We start from the raw sequence: 17,788 nt of genomic DNA on the forward strand, positions 1-17,788 counted from the left end.
CCTCGGGAAGGAGAGGGCCGATCCCGGGGTCACTCGCCGGGGCGGACCAGGCCCGTCTCGTAGGCGTGGACGATCGCCTGGGCGCGGTCGCGCAGGTTCAGCTTCGCGAGGATCCGGCCCACGTGGGTCTTGACCGTCTGTTCCGAGAGCATGAGCTCCTCGGCGATCTCCTGGTTGGACCTGCCTCGCGCGATGAGCGCGAGCACCTCCGTCTCCCGCTCGGTGATGTCGTCCAGGCGTCCGCGCGGGCGGCTCGGGCCGACGCGGGCGAACTCCGCGATCAGCCGCCGGGTCACCGAGGGCGCCAGCAGCGCCTCCCCGGCCGCCACCACCCGGACCGCCTCGGCGAGTTGTTGCGCGGAGGCGTCCTTGAGCAGGAAGCCACTCGCCCCCGCGCGCAGCGCCTCGTACACGTAGTCGTCGAGGTCGAACGTGGTCAGGATCAGCACCTTCGGCATGGAAGGACGCGTGCCGGGATCGTCGGGCGGGCCGGGGAAGGCGTGGGAGTCCGACCGTACGGAGGAATGCGTGGGTACGGCGGGGCCGGAGCTCGCCCGTGAGGAAGGGGCGGGAGGAGAAGAGACGCCGGGGGTGAGGATGTGGCGGGTGGCGGTCAGGCCGTCCATCACCGGCATCCGCACGTCCATCAGCACCACGTCGGGCCGTAACTCGGCCACCCGAGCCACGGCCTCGGCGCCGTTGGCGGCCTCGCCGACGACCTCGATGTCGGGCTGCGAGCTCAGGAACACCGTGAAACCGGTCCGTACCATGCCCTGATCGTCGGCGATGAGCACCCGGATCGTCATCACATCTCCTTGAGCGGGGAGCCTTTGAGGGAAGGGTTCATACATCCTCGGTGATCGGCAGTATGGCGGTGACCGCGAAGCCCGTCCCGGTCGGACCGGCCCAGAGTTTCCCGCCGAGCATGGACACCCGTTCGCGCATCCCGATCAAGCCGTGTCCCATGTGGTTGTCGGTTCCCTGCTTCTTGGGGGAGCGGTATCCGGTGTTGTTCGTCACGTGGATGTGCAGCTCGGAACGGTATCGGGTGATGCGCAGCGAGACGGCGGAGCCGGGGGCGTGCCGCATGGCGTTGCTGAGAGACTCCTGGGCGATCCGGTAGGCGGACAGGCTCACCGCCGTGGGCAGCCCGCTCAGGTCACCGCCCAGTTTGAGCGTCACGCCGAGCCCGGCGGAGCGCGCGGTGTCGACGAGTTCCTCCAGACGGCCGAGACCCGGCTGCGGCGCGGTGTCGGCGTACTCGTCCTCCTCCCGCAGGACGCCGAGCACACGGCGCATCTCGGTCATCGCCGCGAGGGACAGCGCCCGGATCTCCTTCAGTCCCTCCTCCAGGCGCCGCGCGTCCCCGGCCGCCTGCATCGGGACGGCCTCGGCCTGGATGGCGATCACCGACATGTGGTGGGCGACGACGTCGTGGAGCTCTCTGGCGATCCTGGCCCGTTCCTCAAGGGCGGCCTGGGCCGCGAGGGCGCGCTCGCTGCGTCGTTCCTCCCTGGCCAGCAGTCCGGCGGCCAGCCGCCGGGCGCGCACGTTGTGGCCGAACAGGACGGTCACCGTGACCATGCCGGTGATGACGGTCACCGAGTCGGGATGGATCATCCAGGAGCCCAGGATCGAGGCGATCCACACACCGATGGTGATGTGCCGCTCGCAGCGGGCCGCGACCGCGTAGACCACGAGCGTGTACATGAACGTGGTGGAGGCGGTGTAGGGGATGCCGATGAGGAGTTGCCGCGAGACGACCGTTCCCAGCGGGATGAGAAGGAAGGCCGACCGCCAGGCCGCCAGCGGCCACCGGTCGCGCAGCGCGAGCGGCAGGGAGAAGGCGAGGGCCGCGAACACGATCCCCTGGGGATCGAGGGGAGAGCGCGTCGCGACCACCCGGCCCTGGAGGTCGGACAGGGCCAGATTGAACAACAGGAAGGCGAGCAGCAGGTCACCCAGCAGGACCAGGTCGACCCTGCGGAACGGCAGCAGTCCCAGCACTCCCGGCATCCGGGGAGCGAGGCGGCGTGACCGAGGGCGGGCCGGGTCGGACACCCCGGTCACCAGCGCCTCGGTGAGAGGGCGGACCAGCGGCACGGCGATCTCCCGTACCCGCCACGTATGTCGCGAGAGGAACCGCCGGGCGGAGCTGGAGATCACCGGAACAGCCTAGGCAGGGGCGGACCCACTCCGCGTCCCACCGTGGGGTGAGACCTCGGCATCACCCGCAGGAGCCACTCGGCCACCATGGGGCGAGGCTCCGGCATCACCCGCAGGAACCACCCGGGGTCTTTAGGAAGAGCGGTCCACCCGGAGCGGTGGCCGGGCCTTGGTACCTCCCGTGTCCTCACCGTGATCCGAGGGCCTTCTCCGGCTCTCCATCGGCACCCGTCGTCGCTGAACGTTTCATCGGCCGGCCTCGTTCATCAGGGGCATCCGGTCGTGGTGGTCGCGCTGCGTTGACCATTCCCATCCTGGGTGTGATTTTTCTTGAAAAGGCTGATCGCTACGGGGAGGTAGGTCGATGCGAGTAAGAACATGGTTGGCCGGTTGGGTCACCGGAGGAATGACGGCCGCGGCTCTCGTCCTCCTGGCGGCAGGGAGCGCCACGGCCGCGCCGTCACCGGTGCCGTCGCCCGCTCCGTCCGGTGCTCCCCCGTGCCATACGGGCCCGGTGACCCCGGCGCCCTCCAGCAGCCCGCCGACCGCGCCGGGAACGCCGACGGTCCTGAACGTCATGCTCAACTCGGTACGCCTGAGCTGGGCCGCTTCCACCGACCCGCAGGGCATCGCCTGCTACTACGTGTACGAGGACAGGAACGGCACGGCCGTCCGGGTGGCCACCTTCCAGTCCGCGGCGACCGAGGGGACGGTCTACCTTCCGTTTCCCCCACGTGGCGTCGAGTCGGTGACATACCACCTGTACGTCGTGGCCGTCGACCCCCTGAACGAGGTGAGCCCTCCGTCGGGAACGGTGGCCGTCAAGATCTACAACGACCTCCCCATCCCACCCACGCCGACGCCGACCGGCAGCTGCGAGGTGGAGTACACCTCCTGGCCGTGGAGCACCGGAATGAGCACGAACATCAAGGTCTCCAACACCGGCTCCACCCCCCTCACCGACTGGCGGCTCACCTTCACCTTCGCCGACCCGGGTCAGCGGGTGACCTCGGGCTGGTCGGCCACCTGGTCGCAGACCGGAACCGCGGTGACGGCCAAGAGCCTGGCCTGGAACAAGGACCTGTCTCCCGGGCAGTCCCGGGTCATCGGCTTCCAGGGCACCCATGGCGGAGCCAACCCCACCCCGGCGGCCTTGTCGATCAACGGGATCGTGTGCGCTCAGTCCTAAGAGAGGGACCGACCCGATGACACGCCCCCTCTGAACGGTCAAGGTGTGCCCGACAGCGTGACCGGAGGCCAAAGAGGGCCCCGATGGTCCCGGTGGCAGCCGGTCGCGATGTCGGGCACCCGTGATCCGGGCTGCCCGCCGGGAGGCGCGTGGCCGTCCGCCTGTCACGTTCGCGCGGTGCGGACCTGTGAGTAGACGGCCGTCGCGCCCAGTGCCATGAGGCCCAGCATCCAGTACTGCCACGACTGCGACAGACCGAGGAACACCGTGGTGTTCTGGATGAGCTGCAGGAGCACGACTCCGAACAGGACGCCGACGAAGCTGCCCCTGCCCCCGAAGATCGAGGCCCCGCCGAGGACGACCGCGGTGATGGCGGCCATCGTGTAGCTGATGCCCGCAGTCGGGTCGCCGACGCCGATCTGTGCCATCAGCAGCAGGGCGCCGAGCACCGTGAAGAGCGCGCTGGCGAGATAGACGACCAGGTGAACACGTGCCACCGGGATGCCCCGGTTCCGTGCCGCGTGTTCGGACGAGCCGGCACCCCGCAACCTGAGCCCCATCATGGAGCGCCTGGACATCACTTCCAGCAGGACGAGGAGAGCGGCACCGACGATCACAGCCCAGGGAATCGGGCCGATGCGCGCGCTGAGCGCCTCGGTGACGGAGGTGGCGATGGAGCCTCCAGGCGAGTCCCGCATGAACAGGGAGAATCCCTGGAGCGCGGTGTAGGTGACCAGGGTGGCGACCACCGGTGTCACCCTGGCGAATCTGACCATCGCCCCATTGGCCAGACCCACACCGGTCGCCATGAGGATCATCAGCAGGAAGCCCAGGATCCACCAGCCGGCCCCGTACCCGTCGAGGATGTAGAACGACGCGATGACCACGAGGGCTCCGCTCAGGGGTCCGACGGAAAGGTCGATCCCCCCGGTGAGGATGACGACGAGCTGGCCGGCGGCGAGGAAGAGTACCGGTGCCAGCAGTCCCAGCATGCTCGCGATGTTGAACTCGGACAGGAAGCGGTCGCTACGGGTCGCGCTCACCGCGGCGAGCAGCACGATCGCGATCGCGAGGAACGCGCTGGGTGCCTGCTCGCTGGAGAGCAGACGCCGCACTCCGCCGAACAGGCCCGTGCCTCGTGTCCGTACCGAGGACTCCGCCGTCCGCGCCGAGGTCGCGGCCGTCAGGGACGCCTCGGTGAGGGAGTGGTCGGAGATCTCGTCGCCGGTCAGTTCGCGGACGACCCGCCCCTGGGAGAAGACCAGTACCCGGTCGCACAACCCGGCCAGTTCGACGTTGTCCGAGCTGAGCACCACGACGGGTGTTCCCGACTCGGCGGTGGAGCGGAGCCGGTGGTAGATGTCGGAGCGGACACCGACGTCGATGCCCTGGGTGGGCTCGTCGCAGAGCAGCACCTTGGGCGCGGAGAGCAGCGCCCGGCCGAGTACGACCTTCTGCTGGTTTCCTCCCGACAGGTGCTCCACGGCAGACTCGGGCGAGGCCACCTTGATGCCGAGTCGGCTGATCTCCTCGGCCACGATCGAGTTCTCCGCCGAGCCTCGCACCACACCGGCGACCGCCGTCTGACCCGTGGCGGCGACGCCCAGGTTCTCCTTGACCGACAGTACGGTCGCGACGCCCTCGACGTGCCGTTCCTGAGGCATGAGCACGACGCCGGCACGCCGGGCACGACGTGGGCTGCCGAGATCGACGGGACGACCGGAGACGATGACGTCGCCGCCGGTCACCGGGTCGGCGCCGCCGAGTGACCGGATGAAGTCGCGCTGTCCGTTGCCCTCCACGCCGGCGAGGCCGAGAACCTCGTTGCGGGCCAGCGTGGTGGTGATCCCCCGGAGCCGGTCCGAGCGCAGGTCCCTGACCTCCATCACGACGTCGCCGACGGATGAGGGGCGCGGTGGGAACAGCGCCTCGATCTCGCGTCCCGCGATGCGGGTGATGACCTCCTGCTCGGATACCTCGGAGGAGAGGAAGGTTCCGCGCACCTGTCCGTCGCGCAGTACCGTCAGCCGGTCGGACAGGGCCATCACATCGGGCAGCCGATGGCTGATGTAGATCACCGTCATGCCGCGGGCCGCGGCGAGCCTGACCTGCTCGAAGAGTCTCTCGATCTCGGCCGCCATGAAGGGCTCGGTCGGTTCGTCGAGAATCAGGACGCTGGGCTCGCAGGCGAAGGCACCGCAGATCTCGACCGCCTGCTTCTCGGCCAGGGTCAACCGCCCGGCCGCGACGGCCGGGTCGATGTCCATCCCCATGACGAGCAGCTGTTCCCGAGCCCAGTCCTGAGCGTTGCCGAATGACGGCCGCAGCCGTTTCGGCACGCTCAGCAGGAGGTTCTCGGTGACCGTGAGGTCGGGGAGAAGCGCCGGATGCTGGAAGGCGATGGCCAGGCCCTGTTCCCGGGCGGCGATCGGGGACTGCTGCCGCATCGGCGAGCCCGCGATCTCGACGGTGCCGGCGTCGGGTGCCAGTGCGCCGGAGGCCACGGCCATGAGCGTGGACTTCCCGGCGCCGTTACCTCCGACCAGGGCGTGCACCTCGCCCGGATGGGCCTGGAACTCGACGCCGTCGAGCGCGACGACGCCGGGGAAGCGTTTGGTCACCCCGCGGAGAACCAGTCCAGCGTTCGAATCGGCCATGCGAAGGATCACTCCTCACTCAGGCTCAATGTGTTCCGCCGAGCACGCGCCCGGCGGAACACAACGAGTGATCAGTTGTAGGCCTGCTTGAGCTGCTCCGGCGAAAGCTCGGAGGACAGGATCGCGCTGGCGGGAAGATCGGGGTCGCACTTGGGGGGCTTCGTCGTGTCGAGGGTGTTCTCGAAGATCGGGATGTTGATGATCTCGGGCTCGTCGTTCTTGATGCCCTGGTGCGCGGCGACGGCCTTGCGCAGTGCGAGGCGGATGATCCAGGTACGCGAGGACACGGTCACGGTCTGGAAGGTCGGCTGCTTGGCGGAGTTCTCCTTCCAGGCGCAGGCGAAGCCGTTGAGGTCGTTGGCGGTCCACAACGGCAGGGGCCGACCGGCCTGGAGGAAGGCGCGGATGCCACCCAGCGACGCGTCACCGGAGTCGGTGATCACACCGTCGATGGCCGGGTACTTGGTGAGCAGTCCGGACACGACCTTCTGCAGCTGGGCCGGGTTCCAGTTCGTGTCGATCGGCTTGCCGGGCTCGTTCAGCAGCTTGACGCTCGCGCAGGCGGTGTTCTCCTTGAGCTCCTTCTCGATGCCGACCATCTCGGTGATGCTCTGGGTGTTGCCCGGAGTACCGCCGAGGAAGACGACGTTGCCGCCCTTGCTCCCGAGGTTCTCGCACATCCAGCGCGTCCACGTCACGCCGTCGTTGACCGTGTTGTGGCCGACGAACGTGGTGTAGTCCTGGCCCGGCTTGCCTCCCGGGTTCGCCGTCCACGGCACCACCTGCACGCCCGCCTTGTAGGCCTCGCGCAGTGTCGGCAGCAGCGCCTCGCCCGCGTCGGGGAAGACGACCAGGGCCTCGACCCCCTGGGCGACCAGGGCCTTGATGTCGCTGATCGCCTTCTGCGGGTTGTTCTGACCGTCGGCGTACGGCAGCACGGTGATGTTGGGACACTTGCTCGCCTCGTCCTCGAACTCGGCGCGGGCCGTCTTCCTGAAGGCGTTGTCGCCGGTACCGTCGGCGAGCGCGACCTTCACCGGTTTGGTGCCGCAGAAGTCCGTCATGGGGCGGAGCTGGGAGACGTCTCCGGTCCGGGCCATGTCGCTGTAGACGTCCTGCACACCGCCGGCGGCCTTCGTTTCACCCGGGCCGCCGGCGCAGCCCGCCGCGCCGAGGAGCGCGAGTGCCAGAACGGCGGCCGATTGGCGGGCCCGGAATCGAGGTTTGCTGGGAGGCATTGCGATCTCCTGTCGGGGGTGACACTTCTTGGGGAGGGGAGGAAGCTCGCCGTTCACGGTGATGACGGCACGGATCGGGTAGCGGGGGAACGGGTTCTCAGCCGCGTGCGGACGGCGCCCCAGGGCACTCCGCGGGCCACCACGCTCAGTGCGAGCACGCCTGCCTGGACGAGCAGCTGGGTGGCGGTGGAGGCGCCGGCGGCGAGGACCACCTGGTCCAGCTGGGTGAGGAACAGCGCGGCGACGGCGGTGGCGGCCAGGCTGGTGATGCCGCCGGACAGCAGGCTTCCGCCCAGGACGACGGCCGCGATCGTGGGGAGCAGGTAGGTGTTCCCGAGCAGGATGTCCGGGGTCCGCAGGTAACCCGCGAGCAGGACGCCGGCCAGCGAGTAGCAGATACCCGCCGCCACGTAGGCACCCGCTTCGTAGGAGCCGGTGGGCAGACCGAGCAGCCGCGCCGCAGGCCGCCCGGCGCCGACCGCGATGAAGCGACGGCCGAGCACCGTGTGCCGGACACCCCAGTGCGCGAAGGTGACCACCACGACGGCGACCAGCAGCAGATTGGGGACGCCCCACACGGATCCGACGGCGAAGGCGCTCAGGCCGGGGGCGGCAGAGGCGGGGAACCCCTTGGAGACCTGCAGGACGACACCGATGAGGATGGAGTTCACCGCGAGGGAGGCGACGAACGCGGCGATGGACAGCCGCACCACGGCGATACCGATGATCAGACCGCTCACCGCGCCCGCCGCGACCCCCATCGCGACCGCCGCCCAGACCGGCACACTCGTGACCGTCGGCAGTTTGGTCGCCAGGACCGCGGCCAGCGCCATCACCCCCGGCACCGACAGATCGATGCCGCCCTGGGAGACGACGAGGGTCTGGCCGAGCGCGGCGATCGCCATCACGGCGGCGAACGGGAGCATCGACAGGACGGCGGAGCCGGACAGGCTGCCGGGGGAGATCAGCGGGCTGGCGGCGAAGAGCAGCAGCGTGATCAGCCAGATCGAGGAGAACCGGCCTGTCAGGAGGCGGCGCGGGTCGATCGGTCCACCGGGAGCGGTGCGCCTCGTCGGCGGCAAGGTCGTATGCCGAGACATTTCCGGTTCCCTTCCTGGAAACTGCGTGAGCCGGGGATGGAGGAGGAGGTACGCCGGTGCTTTCAGACGGCGGTGTAGCCGCCGTCTACCGCCACGTCCGCCCCGGTCATGAAGCTGGCGGCGGGGCTCAGCAGGAAAAGGACCACTTTGGCCACCTCCTGCGGTTCCGCGAGACGCGCGATCGGGTGGCCTTCGATGAGGTGCCGCCGAGCCGATTCGGGATCGGGCTGGGAGCCGAGGTAGGTCTCCAACTGCTCGGTGACCACGGACCCGGGGCTGACCACGTTGCACCGGATCCCGGCGGCGGCGTAGTCGACGGCGATCTGGCGGGACAGCTGCGACACCGCACCCTTGGAGGCGCAGTACGCGGCCTGGTTGGCCAGGCCGACCGTCCCCGAGATCGAGGAGAGGTTGACGATGGAGCCCGGTGACCCCTGGGCGAGCATCGCGCTCACCACGTGCTTGTTCAGCAGGAAGGTGCCGGTCGCGTTGATCGTGATGACCCGCTCCCATTCGGCGAGTGTGGTGTCGACCAGCGGTTTCGCCACGATGGTGGCGGCGCAGTTCACCAGACCGTCGATCCGGCCCCACCGGTCGAGAGCGATCCGCACGGTCCCGGCGACGGCCTCCTCGTCGGTGACGTCCAGCCCGTGTGCCACCGCGTCCGCGCCGTTCGAGCGGAGTTCGGCGGCGAGCCGCTCCGCGAGCTCGGCCCGTTGATCCGTCAGTAGGACGGACATACCGGCTGCCGCGCATTCGCGGGCCGTCGCGGCGCCGATCCCGCCCACGGCACCGGCGAGGATAACTACTTTTGGCATGACTCATTACCTCTCAGGTGCGATGTCCGAATCGGTCGAGTCACCATTGCATGCAGCACTTTGCATGTCAATGGTGAATGCTGCGCTTGACGTGCAGCATGCTGCATGCAACTCTGAGCCGTGTTCACTCCCTCATGGACATCAGAGGTGCACATTGCCCGGTTTGGATACGGGATCCGGCATCCCGATCGGTGTGGCTCAGATGAGCGTCGACCGAACGGATGTGGCGGCGAACGTCGATCGAGTCGTTGAGATCCTGCGGGCAGGCGCCGCGGCCGGGCACCGGCTGGTGGTCTTCCCCGAATGCGTGCTCACCGGTTACCTGTTCGACTCCCGCGCCGACACCTACGCCGCCGCGCTCAACGTCGCGGATCCGCGGATCGGCCGCGTGGTGGACGCCTGCCGGGAGAGCTCCATCCACGCGGTGGTCGGTCTCCTGGAGGAGACGGACGGGGAGGTCCACAACTCGGCCCTGGTGATCGGGCCCTCCGGGATCATCGGCCGATACCGTAAACAGCACCTGCCCTACCTCGGTGCGGACCGTTTCGTCGAACAGGGCGGCGGCACCGCGCCCAGGGTGGTCGACACCCCCTTCGGCAGGGTCGGTGTGATGATCTGCTTCGACCTGAGGTTCCCCGAGTCCGCCCGCGAGCTCGCGCTCCAGGGCGCCGACGTCATCGCGATGCCCACCAACTGGCCCGCGGGGTCGGACATCCTCGCCGACCACGTGACACGGGTGCGCGCGCTGGAGAACCTCACCTATCTCGCGGTGGCCGACCGCCCCGACTCCGAGGCGGGCACCCCCTTCATCGGCAGGAGCCAGATCATCGCGCCCTCAGGAGCGGTGCTGGTGGACGCCGGGCAGGAGGAGGGGTTGTTCGGAGCGGAGATCGACGTGCGGAAGGCCCGGACGAAGAGACTGATCATCGAACCCGGCCGGTTCGAACTCCCGGTGTTCTCCGGACGCCGCCCCGAGATGTACGGCGAGATCACCCGCTCGGTGCCCTCGGGCCGGTAAGCGGATCGAACAGGAAGGCGGACATCACCATGTGCGGGCCCGCACTCATCAGTGAGGCGACCAGAGACAGGATCGCGGCGTACTGCGCCAAGTTCCGAGAGGTCACCCGTAGCCCATTCGGTCCCGACGACGAGATCGGCATGCTGAACCTGCTCACCCCCGAGGCCTCGCGCGAGGTGCTGCGACGGGCGGACGGCGGCAGTGCCATCGACCTGTCGGTGGACTACTTCGTCGGAATGCCCTCGTGGACGAAGGCGGGCGACCCCGGCTTCCAGCAGTGGATGACGCACACCCCGGCCGGCACGATCCTGGACGACATCACCGGAATGGGGCGCGAGCAGAACGAACTGGTCTCCTACTCCGGCGACGCCATCTCGATGTACACGCACTGCGGAACCCACATCGACACGTTGAACCACTTCGGGTACAACGGCCAGATCTGGAACGGCTTCTCCGCGCAGGACCACATCAGCTCCCGGCACTGGACCAAGTGCGGTGCGGACAAGATCCCTCCCATCATCGCCCGCGGCGTGCTTTTCGACATCGCCGCGCTGCACGGTGTCGACATGCTTCCCGACAACCACGGGATCGGTGAGGAAGACCTCCGCCAGGCGTTGCGGCGTCAGAACGTCGAGTTCCGGCCCGGTGACGTGGCGCTGGTGCGCACGGGCCGGATGCGTGCCTGGCCGAAGATCGACGCCTACATCGACAACAGTCCTGGCCTGAACCTGGAAGGGGCCCGGTTCCTCGCCCGGCTCGGCGCCTCGGTCATCGGCGGCGACACCCTCGCCCTGGAGCAGATGCCGGCCGCGGACGAGGAGAACTGGCAGGTCGTCCACACCTATCTCATGGGAGAAGCGGGCGTCCCCATCATGGAGGTGGTCGACTGCGAGCAGCTCTCGGCGGACGGGCTCCATGAATTCGCCTTCGTCGCCGCCTCCCTGAAGCTCCGTGGCGCGACCGGTGCTCCCACGCGTCCGCTCGCCATGCCTCTCCGGCACTGACGCCCCCTCTTCCTTCCTCTTCCCCCGATCGGTTTGACCCCCGGAGGTCCACCCGCCATGAATACGACGCCCCCGACCGAATCGGTCATCGACCGGGCTCGCACGTCATACGGTGATGACGGTTTCAGCAAGTACCTCCGGCGTGCCTTCCTGGCCTCCAGCGGGTACGACGACGTGGCGCTGGACCGGCCGATCGTCGGGATCGCGGTGACGAAGTCCGACTACAACACCTGCCACCGCGACATGCCCGCCCTGCTGGCGGCGGTCAGGCGTGGAGTCCTGGAGGCCGGCGGCCTTCCCATGGAGTTCCCCACCATCTCGCTCGGGGAGATCCTGACCTCCCCGACGACGATGTTGTTCCGCAACCTGCTCGCGATGGACACCGAGGAGATGATCCGCGCGCTTCCGATGGACGCCGCGGTCCTGCTCGGCGGATGTGACAAGACCGTGCCGGCCCAGTTGATGGCCGCGGCCTCCTCGGACAAGCCGGTACTTCTCGAGGTCGTCGGGCCGATGATGACAGGCAGCTGGCAGGGTGAGCGGCTCGGGGCCTGTACCGACTGCCGGCGTTTCTGGGGCAGGCACCGCGGCGGCGAACTCGACGAGGCGGAGATCACCGGTGTTCGCAACGAACTGGTGTCGACCGCGGGAACATGCGCGGTCATGGGAACCGCCTCCACCATGGCCTGTCTCACCGAGACCCTCGGCATGATGCTGCCGGGGGGCGCGACGCCGCCCGCCGCCACCGGCGCCCGCCTCCGACACGGTGTCGAGACCGGCCGCCGTGCCGTGGAACTCGGCCGGTCGGGAGGTCCGCTGCCGAGGGAGATCATGACCCCCGCGGCGTTCCGCAACGCCATCCGCGTGCTCTCGGCGCTGAGCGGATCGACGAACGCGCTGATCCACCTGACCGCCGTGGCACGAAGGGCCGGGGTGCCGCTCGACCTCAGGGACTTCGACGCGATCGGCGCCGAGGTGCCGCTCCTGGTCGACTGCAAGCCCGCAGGATCGGGATACCTGGAGGACTTCCACCGTTCAGGAGGGCTGTCGGCGCTGCTGAAGGTCATGGAGCCCATGCTCGAACCGGAGACCGTCGGGGTCTCGGGGAGCACCCTGGGATCGCTGATCGAGCAGACCCCCGCCCGGCAGGACTGGCAGACCACGATCCGCCCGCTGAAGGACCCCCTGGGAGCGGCGGGGAGTCTGGCGGTGCTGTACGGCACGCTGGCCCCGGGCGGCGCGGTCATCAAGACCGCCGCCGCGAGCCCTCACCTGATGGACCACACCGGACCCGCGCTGGTCGTCGACTCGGCGGAGGACGCGGCCCGGATCCTGGACGACCCCGATCTGGACGTCACGCCGGATCACGTGCTGGTGCTGCGCAACGCGGGACCCGTCGCCGCGGGGATGCCGGAGGCCGGTGCCCTGCCCATCCCCGCCAAGCTGGCCCGCGCCGGGATCCGGGACATGGTCAGGGTCTCCGACGCGCGGATGAGCGGCACCTCCTACGGCACCGTGGTGCTGCACTGCACTCCGGAGAGCGCGGCCGGGGGACCGATCGCGCTCGTCCGTGACGGCGATCTCATCAGGCTGGACGTCGCGGCCCGGCGACTCGACCTGCTCGTGGACGAGGACGAACTGGAGCGGCGCCGCGCGGACTTCGTCCCGCCTGAACTGCCGGCACGCGGCTGGCGGCGACTGTACGCGCAGACGGTACTCCCGGCCACCGAGGGAGCCGATCTATCATTTCTCTGAAACGGCCGCCATGCCACACGCCGCATGTCGCTCTCTCGATGCGTTTCTGATTCAGCAGGGGCATCATTGAGCGTCACGTCAGACGCTGTAGATCAAAACACCAGGAGCCATGCCGGATGGAACAGATTTCGACGGATAAGACAACGTTGACGACTCAGACGTTCGAAGTCATCCGCCGGGCCATCCTCACAGGCGAGTTGGCACCTGGCACGTTGCACTCCGTGGTGGGGATCGCCGCCCAGTTGGGGGTGTCCAGGACACCGGTCCGGGAGGCTCTCCTCCAACTCGCCACCCATGGGGTCGTCAGTTTCGAACGCAGCCGCGGTGTCAGGATCCTCCAGATGACGACGCGTGACATCGAGGAGATCTACTCGATCCGTTTCCTGCTCGAGGTCCCCTCGGTCTATCGTGCCGCGACCATGATGAACGACGACCAGATCGCATCGGTCTCGGAGGCACTGGAGAAGATGGGCAAGGCGGTCGAGATCGGGGACGAGCGCCTCTTCCAGGAGGAGGATGTGAAGTTCCATCAGCTGATCCTGGAAGGAGCGGGCAACGAGCGGGTGACCCAGAGCGTCGCGACGACACGCGCCCAGATGTCCGCCCGAGGCCTGTCCACGACCCGGACCAGGACGCTCACCGACATCTGGCGAGTTCACGAGCGCATTCTGGAGCGCATTCAGGCCCGTGACAACCAGGGAGCCGCACAGGCCATGCACGATCATCTACTGGAGACCACGCGCCTGCTGCTGACCCAGTCGACCGGGGATCCGCTCACGGGTGCCGGCTTCGAACCTCCCGTCCTCCCCGTCGTCTCGCCCCAGAACTCCTCGAACCCCTGACGGCTCCGCGCGCGGGCACCGGACGTGCCCCACGTCGGCCTCGTGCTCGATGACGGTGAGACGGCTCCGCGCGAGCGCCGGACGTCTCGCCGCCGGGCGCTCTTCACCAGGGGCGCCCGGCGGCGTATCGGCCGTCCTCCGGCCCTGAGGCGCGTTCTTCCCTGCCCCTCTGCCGACGCGGTCCGGTGTACGCGCACTCCTGAAGCGGTCGAGTTGTCCGAGCAGCCATGATTACACAATTACGATCGCTCACAGCGAACAGGCTCAACGCCGGGAACATTATCGGACTCCCATTAATTGAGTGTGTATAACTCAACCCTTGGAGTTCACATGAGTGAGAGCTTGATCCTCCCGGTCCTGCCGCTCGACGACGAGGTCGTGCTGCCGGGCATGGTGGTCCCGCTTGACCTGTCGGAGACCGAGGTCCGGGCCGCGATCGACGCGGCGCAGGCTCTCGCTGACAACAAGCCCGAGGTCCTTCTCGTTCCCCGGATCGACGGCAGATACGGCTCGGTGGGCGTGAGGGCGATCGTCGAGCAGGTGGGCAGGCTCCCCGGAGGCGAGCCGGCTGCCGTGGTGCGCGGTGTCGACCGGGTGCGCGTGGGCGCCGGCACGACCGGCCCCGGCGCGGCCCTGTGGGTGCAGGCCACCCGCATTCCCGCCGTCGCGGCGGGCGAGCGCGCCCACGAGCTCGCCAAGGAGTACAAGGCGCTGGCCACCACGATCCTGCAGAAGCGGGGCGCCTGGCAGGTCGTCGACGCGGTCAACCAGATGGACGACCCCTCGATCCTCGCCGACAACTCGGGTTACGCCCCCTGGCTGAGCGTCCCGCGCAAGGCCGAGATCCTCCAGACCGCAGACCCGGCCGACCGGCTCGAGAAGCTGGTCGAGTGGTCGCGCGAGCACCTGGCAGAGCTCGACGTGGCCGAGACGATCCGCAAGGACGTCCAGGAGGGCATGGAGAAGCAGCAGCGCGAGTTCCTGCTTCGCCAGCAGCTCGCCGCGGTCCGCAAGGAGCTCGCCGAGCTGAACGGTGACACCTCCGCCTCGGAAGAGGAGGACTACCGCTCCCGTGTCGAGGCCGCCGACCTGCCCGAGAAGGTGCGCGAGGCCGCGCTCAAGGAGGTCGACAAGCTGGAGCGGACCTCCGACCAGTCTCCCGAGACCGGCTGGATCCGCACCTGGCTCGACACCGTCCTCGACATCCCCTGGAACGAGCGGACCGAGGACTCCTACGACATCGCCGCGGCCCGCGCCGTCCTCGACGCCGACCACACCGGCCTCGACGACGTCAAGGACCGCATCATCGAATACCTGGCCGTCCGCGGGCGCAGGGCGGAGAAGGGCCTCGGCGTGGTCGGCGGGCGCCGCAGCGGCGCCGTGCTCGCGCTGGCCGGTCCTCCCGGGGTCGGCAAGACCTCCCTCGGCGAGTCCGTGGCCCGCGCGATGGGCAGGAAGTTCGTCCGGGTCGCCCTCGGCGGCGTGCGCGACGAGGCCGAGATCCGCGGTCACCGGCGCACCTACGTGGGGGCACAGTCCGGCCGGATCGTCCGGGCCGTCCGCGAGGCCGGTTCGATGAACCCGGTCGTGCTGCTCGACGAGGTCGACAAGGTCGGCTCCGACTACCGGGGCGACCCCACGGCCGCGCTTCTGGAGGTGCTCGACCCGGCGCAGAACCACACCTTCCGCGACCACTACCTGGAGGTGGAGCTCGATCTCAGCGACGTGCTCTTCCTGGCGACCGCGAACGTGCTGGAGGCGATCCCCGGCCCGCTGCTGGACCGCATGGAGATCGTGACGCTCGACGGCTACACCGAGGACGAGAAGGTCGCCATCGCCCGCGACCACCTGCTTCCGCGCCAGCTCGACAAGGCCGGTCTCACCGCGGAAGACGTCACCGTCGGCGAGGACGCGCTGCGCAGGCTCGCCGGTGAGTACACCAGGGAGGCCGGGGTCCGCTCCCTGGAGCGCTCGATCGCCAGGATCCTGCGCAAGGTGACGGCGAACGTCGCGCTCGGCGAGAGCGAGCTGCCCGTGACGGTGGAGGATCTGGTCCCCTACCTGGGCCGCCCGCGCAACGTGCCGGAGTCCTCGCTTCCGGAGTCCAGCCAGCGTACGGCGGTGCCCGGCGTGGCCACCGGCCTCGCGGTCACCGGGGCGGGAGGCGACGTCCTCTACGTGGAGGCGTCCCTGGCCGACCCCGAGACCGGCGACACCGGCCTGACCCTCACCGGTCAGCTCGGCGACGTCATGAAGGAGTCGGCTCGGATCGCGCTCTCCTACCTGCGCTCGCGGGGCGCGGAGCTGGAGCTGCCCGTCGGTTCCCTCAAGGACCGCTCGGTGCACGTCCACTTCCCGGCCGGAGCCGTTCCCAAGGACGGCCCGTCCGCGGGCGTCACCCTGATCACGGCCCTCGCCTCGCTGCTGTCGGGCCGTCAGGTCCGCGCCGATGTGGCGATGACCGGCGAGGTCTCCCTCACCGGCCGGGTGCTCCCGATCGGCGGGGTGAAGCAGAAGCTGCTCGCCGCCCACCGGGCGGGCATCACGACCGTGCTGATCCCGGCGCGCAACGAGCCCGACCTGGACGACGTCCCGCAGGCCGTCCGCGACGAGCTCACCGTGCACGCGGTGAGCGACGTGCGCGAGGTCCTGGAGATCGCGCTCACCCCGGCCAAGGTGGCCGAGCGCGCCGCCGCCTGACCCGCGCTCCCCGTGTCGGCCCGCCCTCTACGACGAGAGGGCGGGCCGTCCGCGTTGTTCCCGGATGAAACAGGCTTAACGAACATAAATGAACGAATCATAAAGTCGATTGACCAAATGATCTGGTCATGATGGCATGGGCTCCATGCTGTACGGAACACCTTCACTGGAGGCCGTCGATGAAGCGGTGCTCGGCGAGATCGAGGAGATGCGCCGCGACCTGAAATACCGTCTCGCGGAGAGCCACCGCTGGGACGGCCAGCTCCGGCGCCAGCTCCAGGCACGGGCCATCCAGGGATCCAACTCGATCGAGGGTTACCGGGCCAGCGTCGAGGACATCGAGTCGATCATGGCCGGTGAGGAGCCGCTGGAGACCTCCGGTGCGGTCGCCAGGGAGATCTCCGGCTACCAGCAGGCGCTCACCTACATCCAGATGCTCTCCCGCGCCCCGGTGTTCGCGTTCGACGCCGGCCTGCTCCACGCGCTCAACTTCATGATGATCGGCCATCACCATGACAAGACCCCGGGCACGGTGCGGCCCGGTGTCATCTACGTCCGCAACTCCGCCACCGGAGAGGTCGTCTACGAGGGTCCGGACGCCGAGCGGGTGCCGGAGCTCATGACCGAGCTGGTCGTCTGGCTCAACGAGGGCGACCTGGAGGCGCCGAGCTACGTGCGGGCGGCGATGGCCCACTTCAACCTGGTGAGCATCCACCCCTGGCGCGACGGCAACGGCCGCATGTCGCGGGCGCTCCAGACACTCGTGCTCGGCAGGGACCGGATCACGACCCCCGAGTTCTCCTCCATCGAGGAATGGCTGGGAGGCGCCGAGAACACCGTCGACTACTACCGAACGCTGGCCGCGGTGGTCAGGCGCACCTGGAGTCCGCACAAGGACACGCTGCACTGGGTGCGCTTCTGTCTGCGCGCCCACCACCTCCAGGCCCAGCAGGTCCGGCGGAGACTCTCGGAGGCGGGGGAGGTGTGGATGCTCCTGGAGGAGCGGGTCGACGCCGACGGGCTCAACCCCCGCACGGTCTCGGCGCTGTACGAGGTGTTCGTCAACCGGCGACTGCGCCGGAGCAGATACCAGCTGGACGAGACGCTCAGTCAGGGGCAGGCGGTCAGGGACCTGCGTGACCTGGCGGCGAAGGGCTGGCTGACGCCGTACGGGGAGACCAAGGGCCGCTTCTACGCGCCCGGGGAGAGGATGCGGGTGATCAAGGAGGACTTCGCCCAGCGGATCACCCCCCTGCGGGATCCGTACCGGCATGACTAGCTCGCGATCGGACACGGCCGTC

General features: G+C 68.9%; 13 protein-coding genes and 1 pseudogene. 8 read left to right on the forward strand and 6 right to left on the reverse strand.

Translation table 11 applies throughout. The annotated features are described in order from the left end of the window. Nucleotides 1-29: 29 nt before the first annotated feature. Entirely contained in the window at nucleotides 30-806 is a 777-nt protein-coding gene (locus ACIBH4_RS03690; protein WP_362505611.1) for a response regulator transcription factor, read from the reverse strand. 37 nt (nucleotides 807-843) lie between these two features. Then, nucleotides 844-2,166, reverse strand: coding sequence for a histidine kinase (locus ACIBH4_RS03695; RefSeq protein WP_362505614.1), 1,323 nt, complete (start codon nucleotides 2,164-2,166; stop codon nucleotides 844-846). A gap of 514 nt (nucleotides 2,167-2,680) precedes the next feature. On the opposite strand from ACIBH4_RS03695, the gene ACIBH4_RS03700 reads away from it, so the two are divergent. Beyond that, complete coding sequence (locus tag ACIBH4_RS03700) at nucleotides 2,681-3,355, forward strand: cellulose binding domain-containing protein (RefSeq protein ID WP_362765539.1); 675 nt, start codon at nucleotides 2,681-2,683, stop codon at nucleotides 3,353-3,355. A 164-nt stretch (nucleotides 3,356-3,519) separates the two neighbouring features. On the opposite strand, the gene ACIBH4_RS03705 is transcribed toward ACIBH4_RS03700, so the two are convergent. The 4 genes from ACIBH4_RS03705 to ACIBH4_RS03720 all read right to left on the reverse strand — a co-directional run bounded on the left by ACIBH4_RS03705 (nucleotide 3,520) and on the right by ACIBH4_RS03720 (nucleotide 9,168). Further along, complete coding sequence (locus tag ACIBH4_RS03705) at nucleotides 3,520-6,012, reverse strand: ATP-binding cassette domain-containing protein (RefSeq protein WP_362765542.1); 2,493 nt, start codon at nucleotides 6,010-6,012, stop codon at nucleotides 3,520-3,522. Between the two features lie 71 nt (nucleotides 6,013-6,083). Beyond that, a complete protein-coding gene (locus tag ACIBH4_RS03710) occupies nucleotides 6,084-7,250 on the reverse strand; it encodes a substrate-binding domain-containing protein (RefSeq protein ID WP_362505623.1) in 1,167 nt (388 codons plus the stop codon). Between the two features lie 53 nt (nucleotides 7,251-7,303). Further along, nucleotides 7,304-8,350, reverse strand: coding sequence for an ABC transporter permease (locus ACIBH4_RS03715; RefSeq protein ID WP_362765545.1), 1,047 nt, complete (start codon nucleotides 8,348-8,350; stop codon nucleotides 7,304-7,306). Between the two features lie 62 nt (nucleotides 8,351-8,412). Beyond that, nucleotides 8,413-9,168 carry an SDR family oxidoreductase gene (locus tag ACIBH4_RS03720; protein WP_362505628.1) on the reverse strand — a complete coding sequence of 252 codons (756 nt, stop codon included), beginning with the start codon at nucleotides 9,166-9,168 and terminating at the stop codon, nucleotides 8,413-8,415. A 70-nt stretch (nucleotides 9,169-9,238) separates the two neighbouring features. Here ACIBH4_RS03720 and ACIBH4_RS03725 point away from each other — a divergent pair, with 70 nt between their 5' ends. From ACIBH4_RS03725 to ACIBH4_RS03755, 7 genes and pseudogenes are all read left to right on the forward strand, one after another. Next, entirely contained in the window at nucleotides 9,239-10,186 is a 948-nt protein-coding gene (locus ACIBH4_RS03725) for a carbon-nitrogen hydrolase family protein (protein WP_362505630.1), read from the forward strand. A gap of 29 nt (nucleotides 10,187-10,215) precedes the next feature. Beyond that, nucleotides 10,216-11,190 carry a cyclase family protein gene (locus ACIBH4_RS03730; protein WP_362505633.1) on the forward strand — a complete coding sequence of 325 codons (975 nt, stop codon included), beginning with the start codon at nucleotides 10,216-10,218 and terminating at the stop codon, nucleotides 11,188-11,190. Between the two features lie 57 nt (nucleotides 11,191-11,247). Continuing rightward, nucleotides 11,248-12,945, forward strand: a complete 1,698-nt coding sequence (locus tag ACIBH4_RS03735; protein ID WP_362505636.1) for a dihydroxy-acid dehydratase — start codon at nucleotides 11,248-11,250, stop codon at nucleotides 12,943-12,945. A gap of 116 nt (nucleotides 12,946-13,061) precedes the next feature. After that, nucleotides 13,062-13,268, forward strand: a pseudogene (locus ACIBH4_RS03740) (GntR family transcriptional regulator); the annotation flags it as partial. 18 nt (nucleotides 13,269-13,286) lie between these two features. Further along, a complete protein-coding gene (locus ACIBH4_RS03745; RefSeq protein ID WP_362765603.1) occupies nucleotides 13,287-13,787 on the forward strand; it encodes an FCD domain-containing protein in 501 nt (166 codons plus the stop codon). Nucleotides 13,788-14,117: 330 nt separating this feature from the next. Further along, nucleotides 14,118-16,487, forward strand: a complete 2,370-nt coding sequence (gene lon, locus ACIBH4_RS03750) for an endopeptidase La (protein ID WP_362505642.1) — start codon at nucleotides 14,118-14,120, stop codon at nucleotides 16,485-16,487. A 136-nt stretch (nucleotides 16,488-16,623) separates the two neighbouring features. Beyond that, nucleotides 16,624-17,766, forward strand: coding sequence for a Fic family protein (locus ACIBH4_RS03755; protein ID WP_362765548.1), 1,143 nt, complete (start codon nucleotides 16,624-16,626; stop codon nucleotides 17,764-17,766). Nucleotides 17,767-17,788: the final 22 nt, after the last annotated feature.

The organism is Streptosporangium sp. NPDC050284 (assembly GCF_044459525.1).
Taxonomy (GTDB): Bacteria; Actinomycetota; Actinomycetes; order Streptosporangiales; family Streptosporangiaceae; genus Streptosporangium.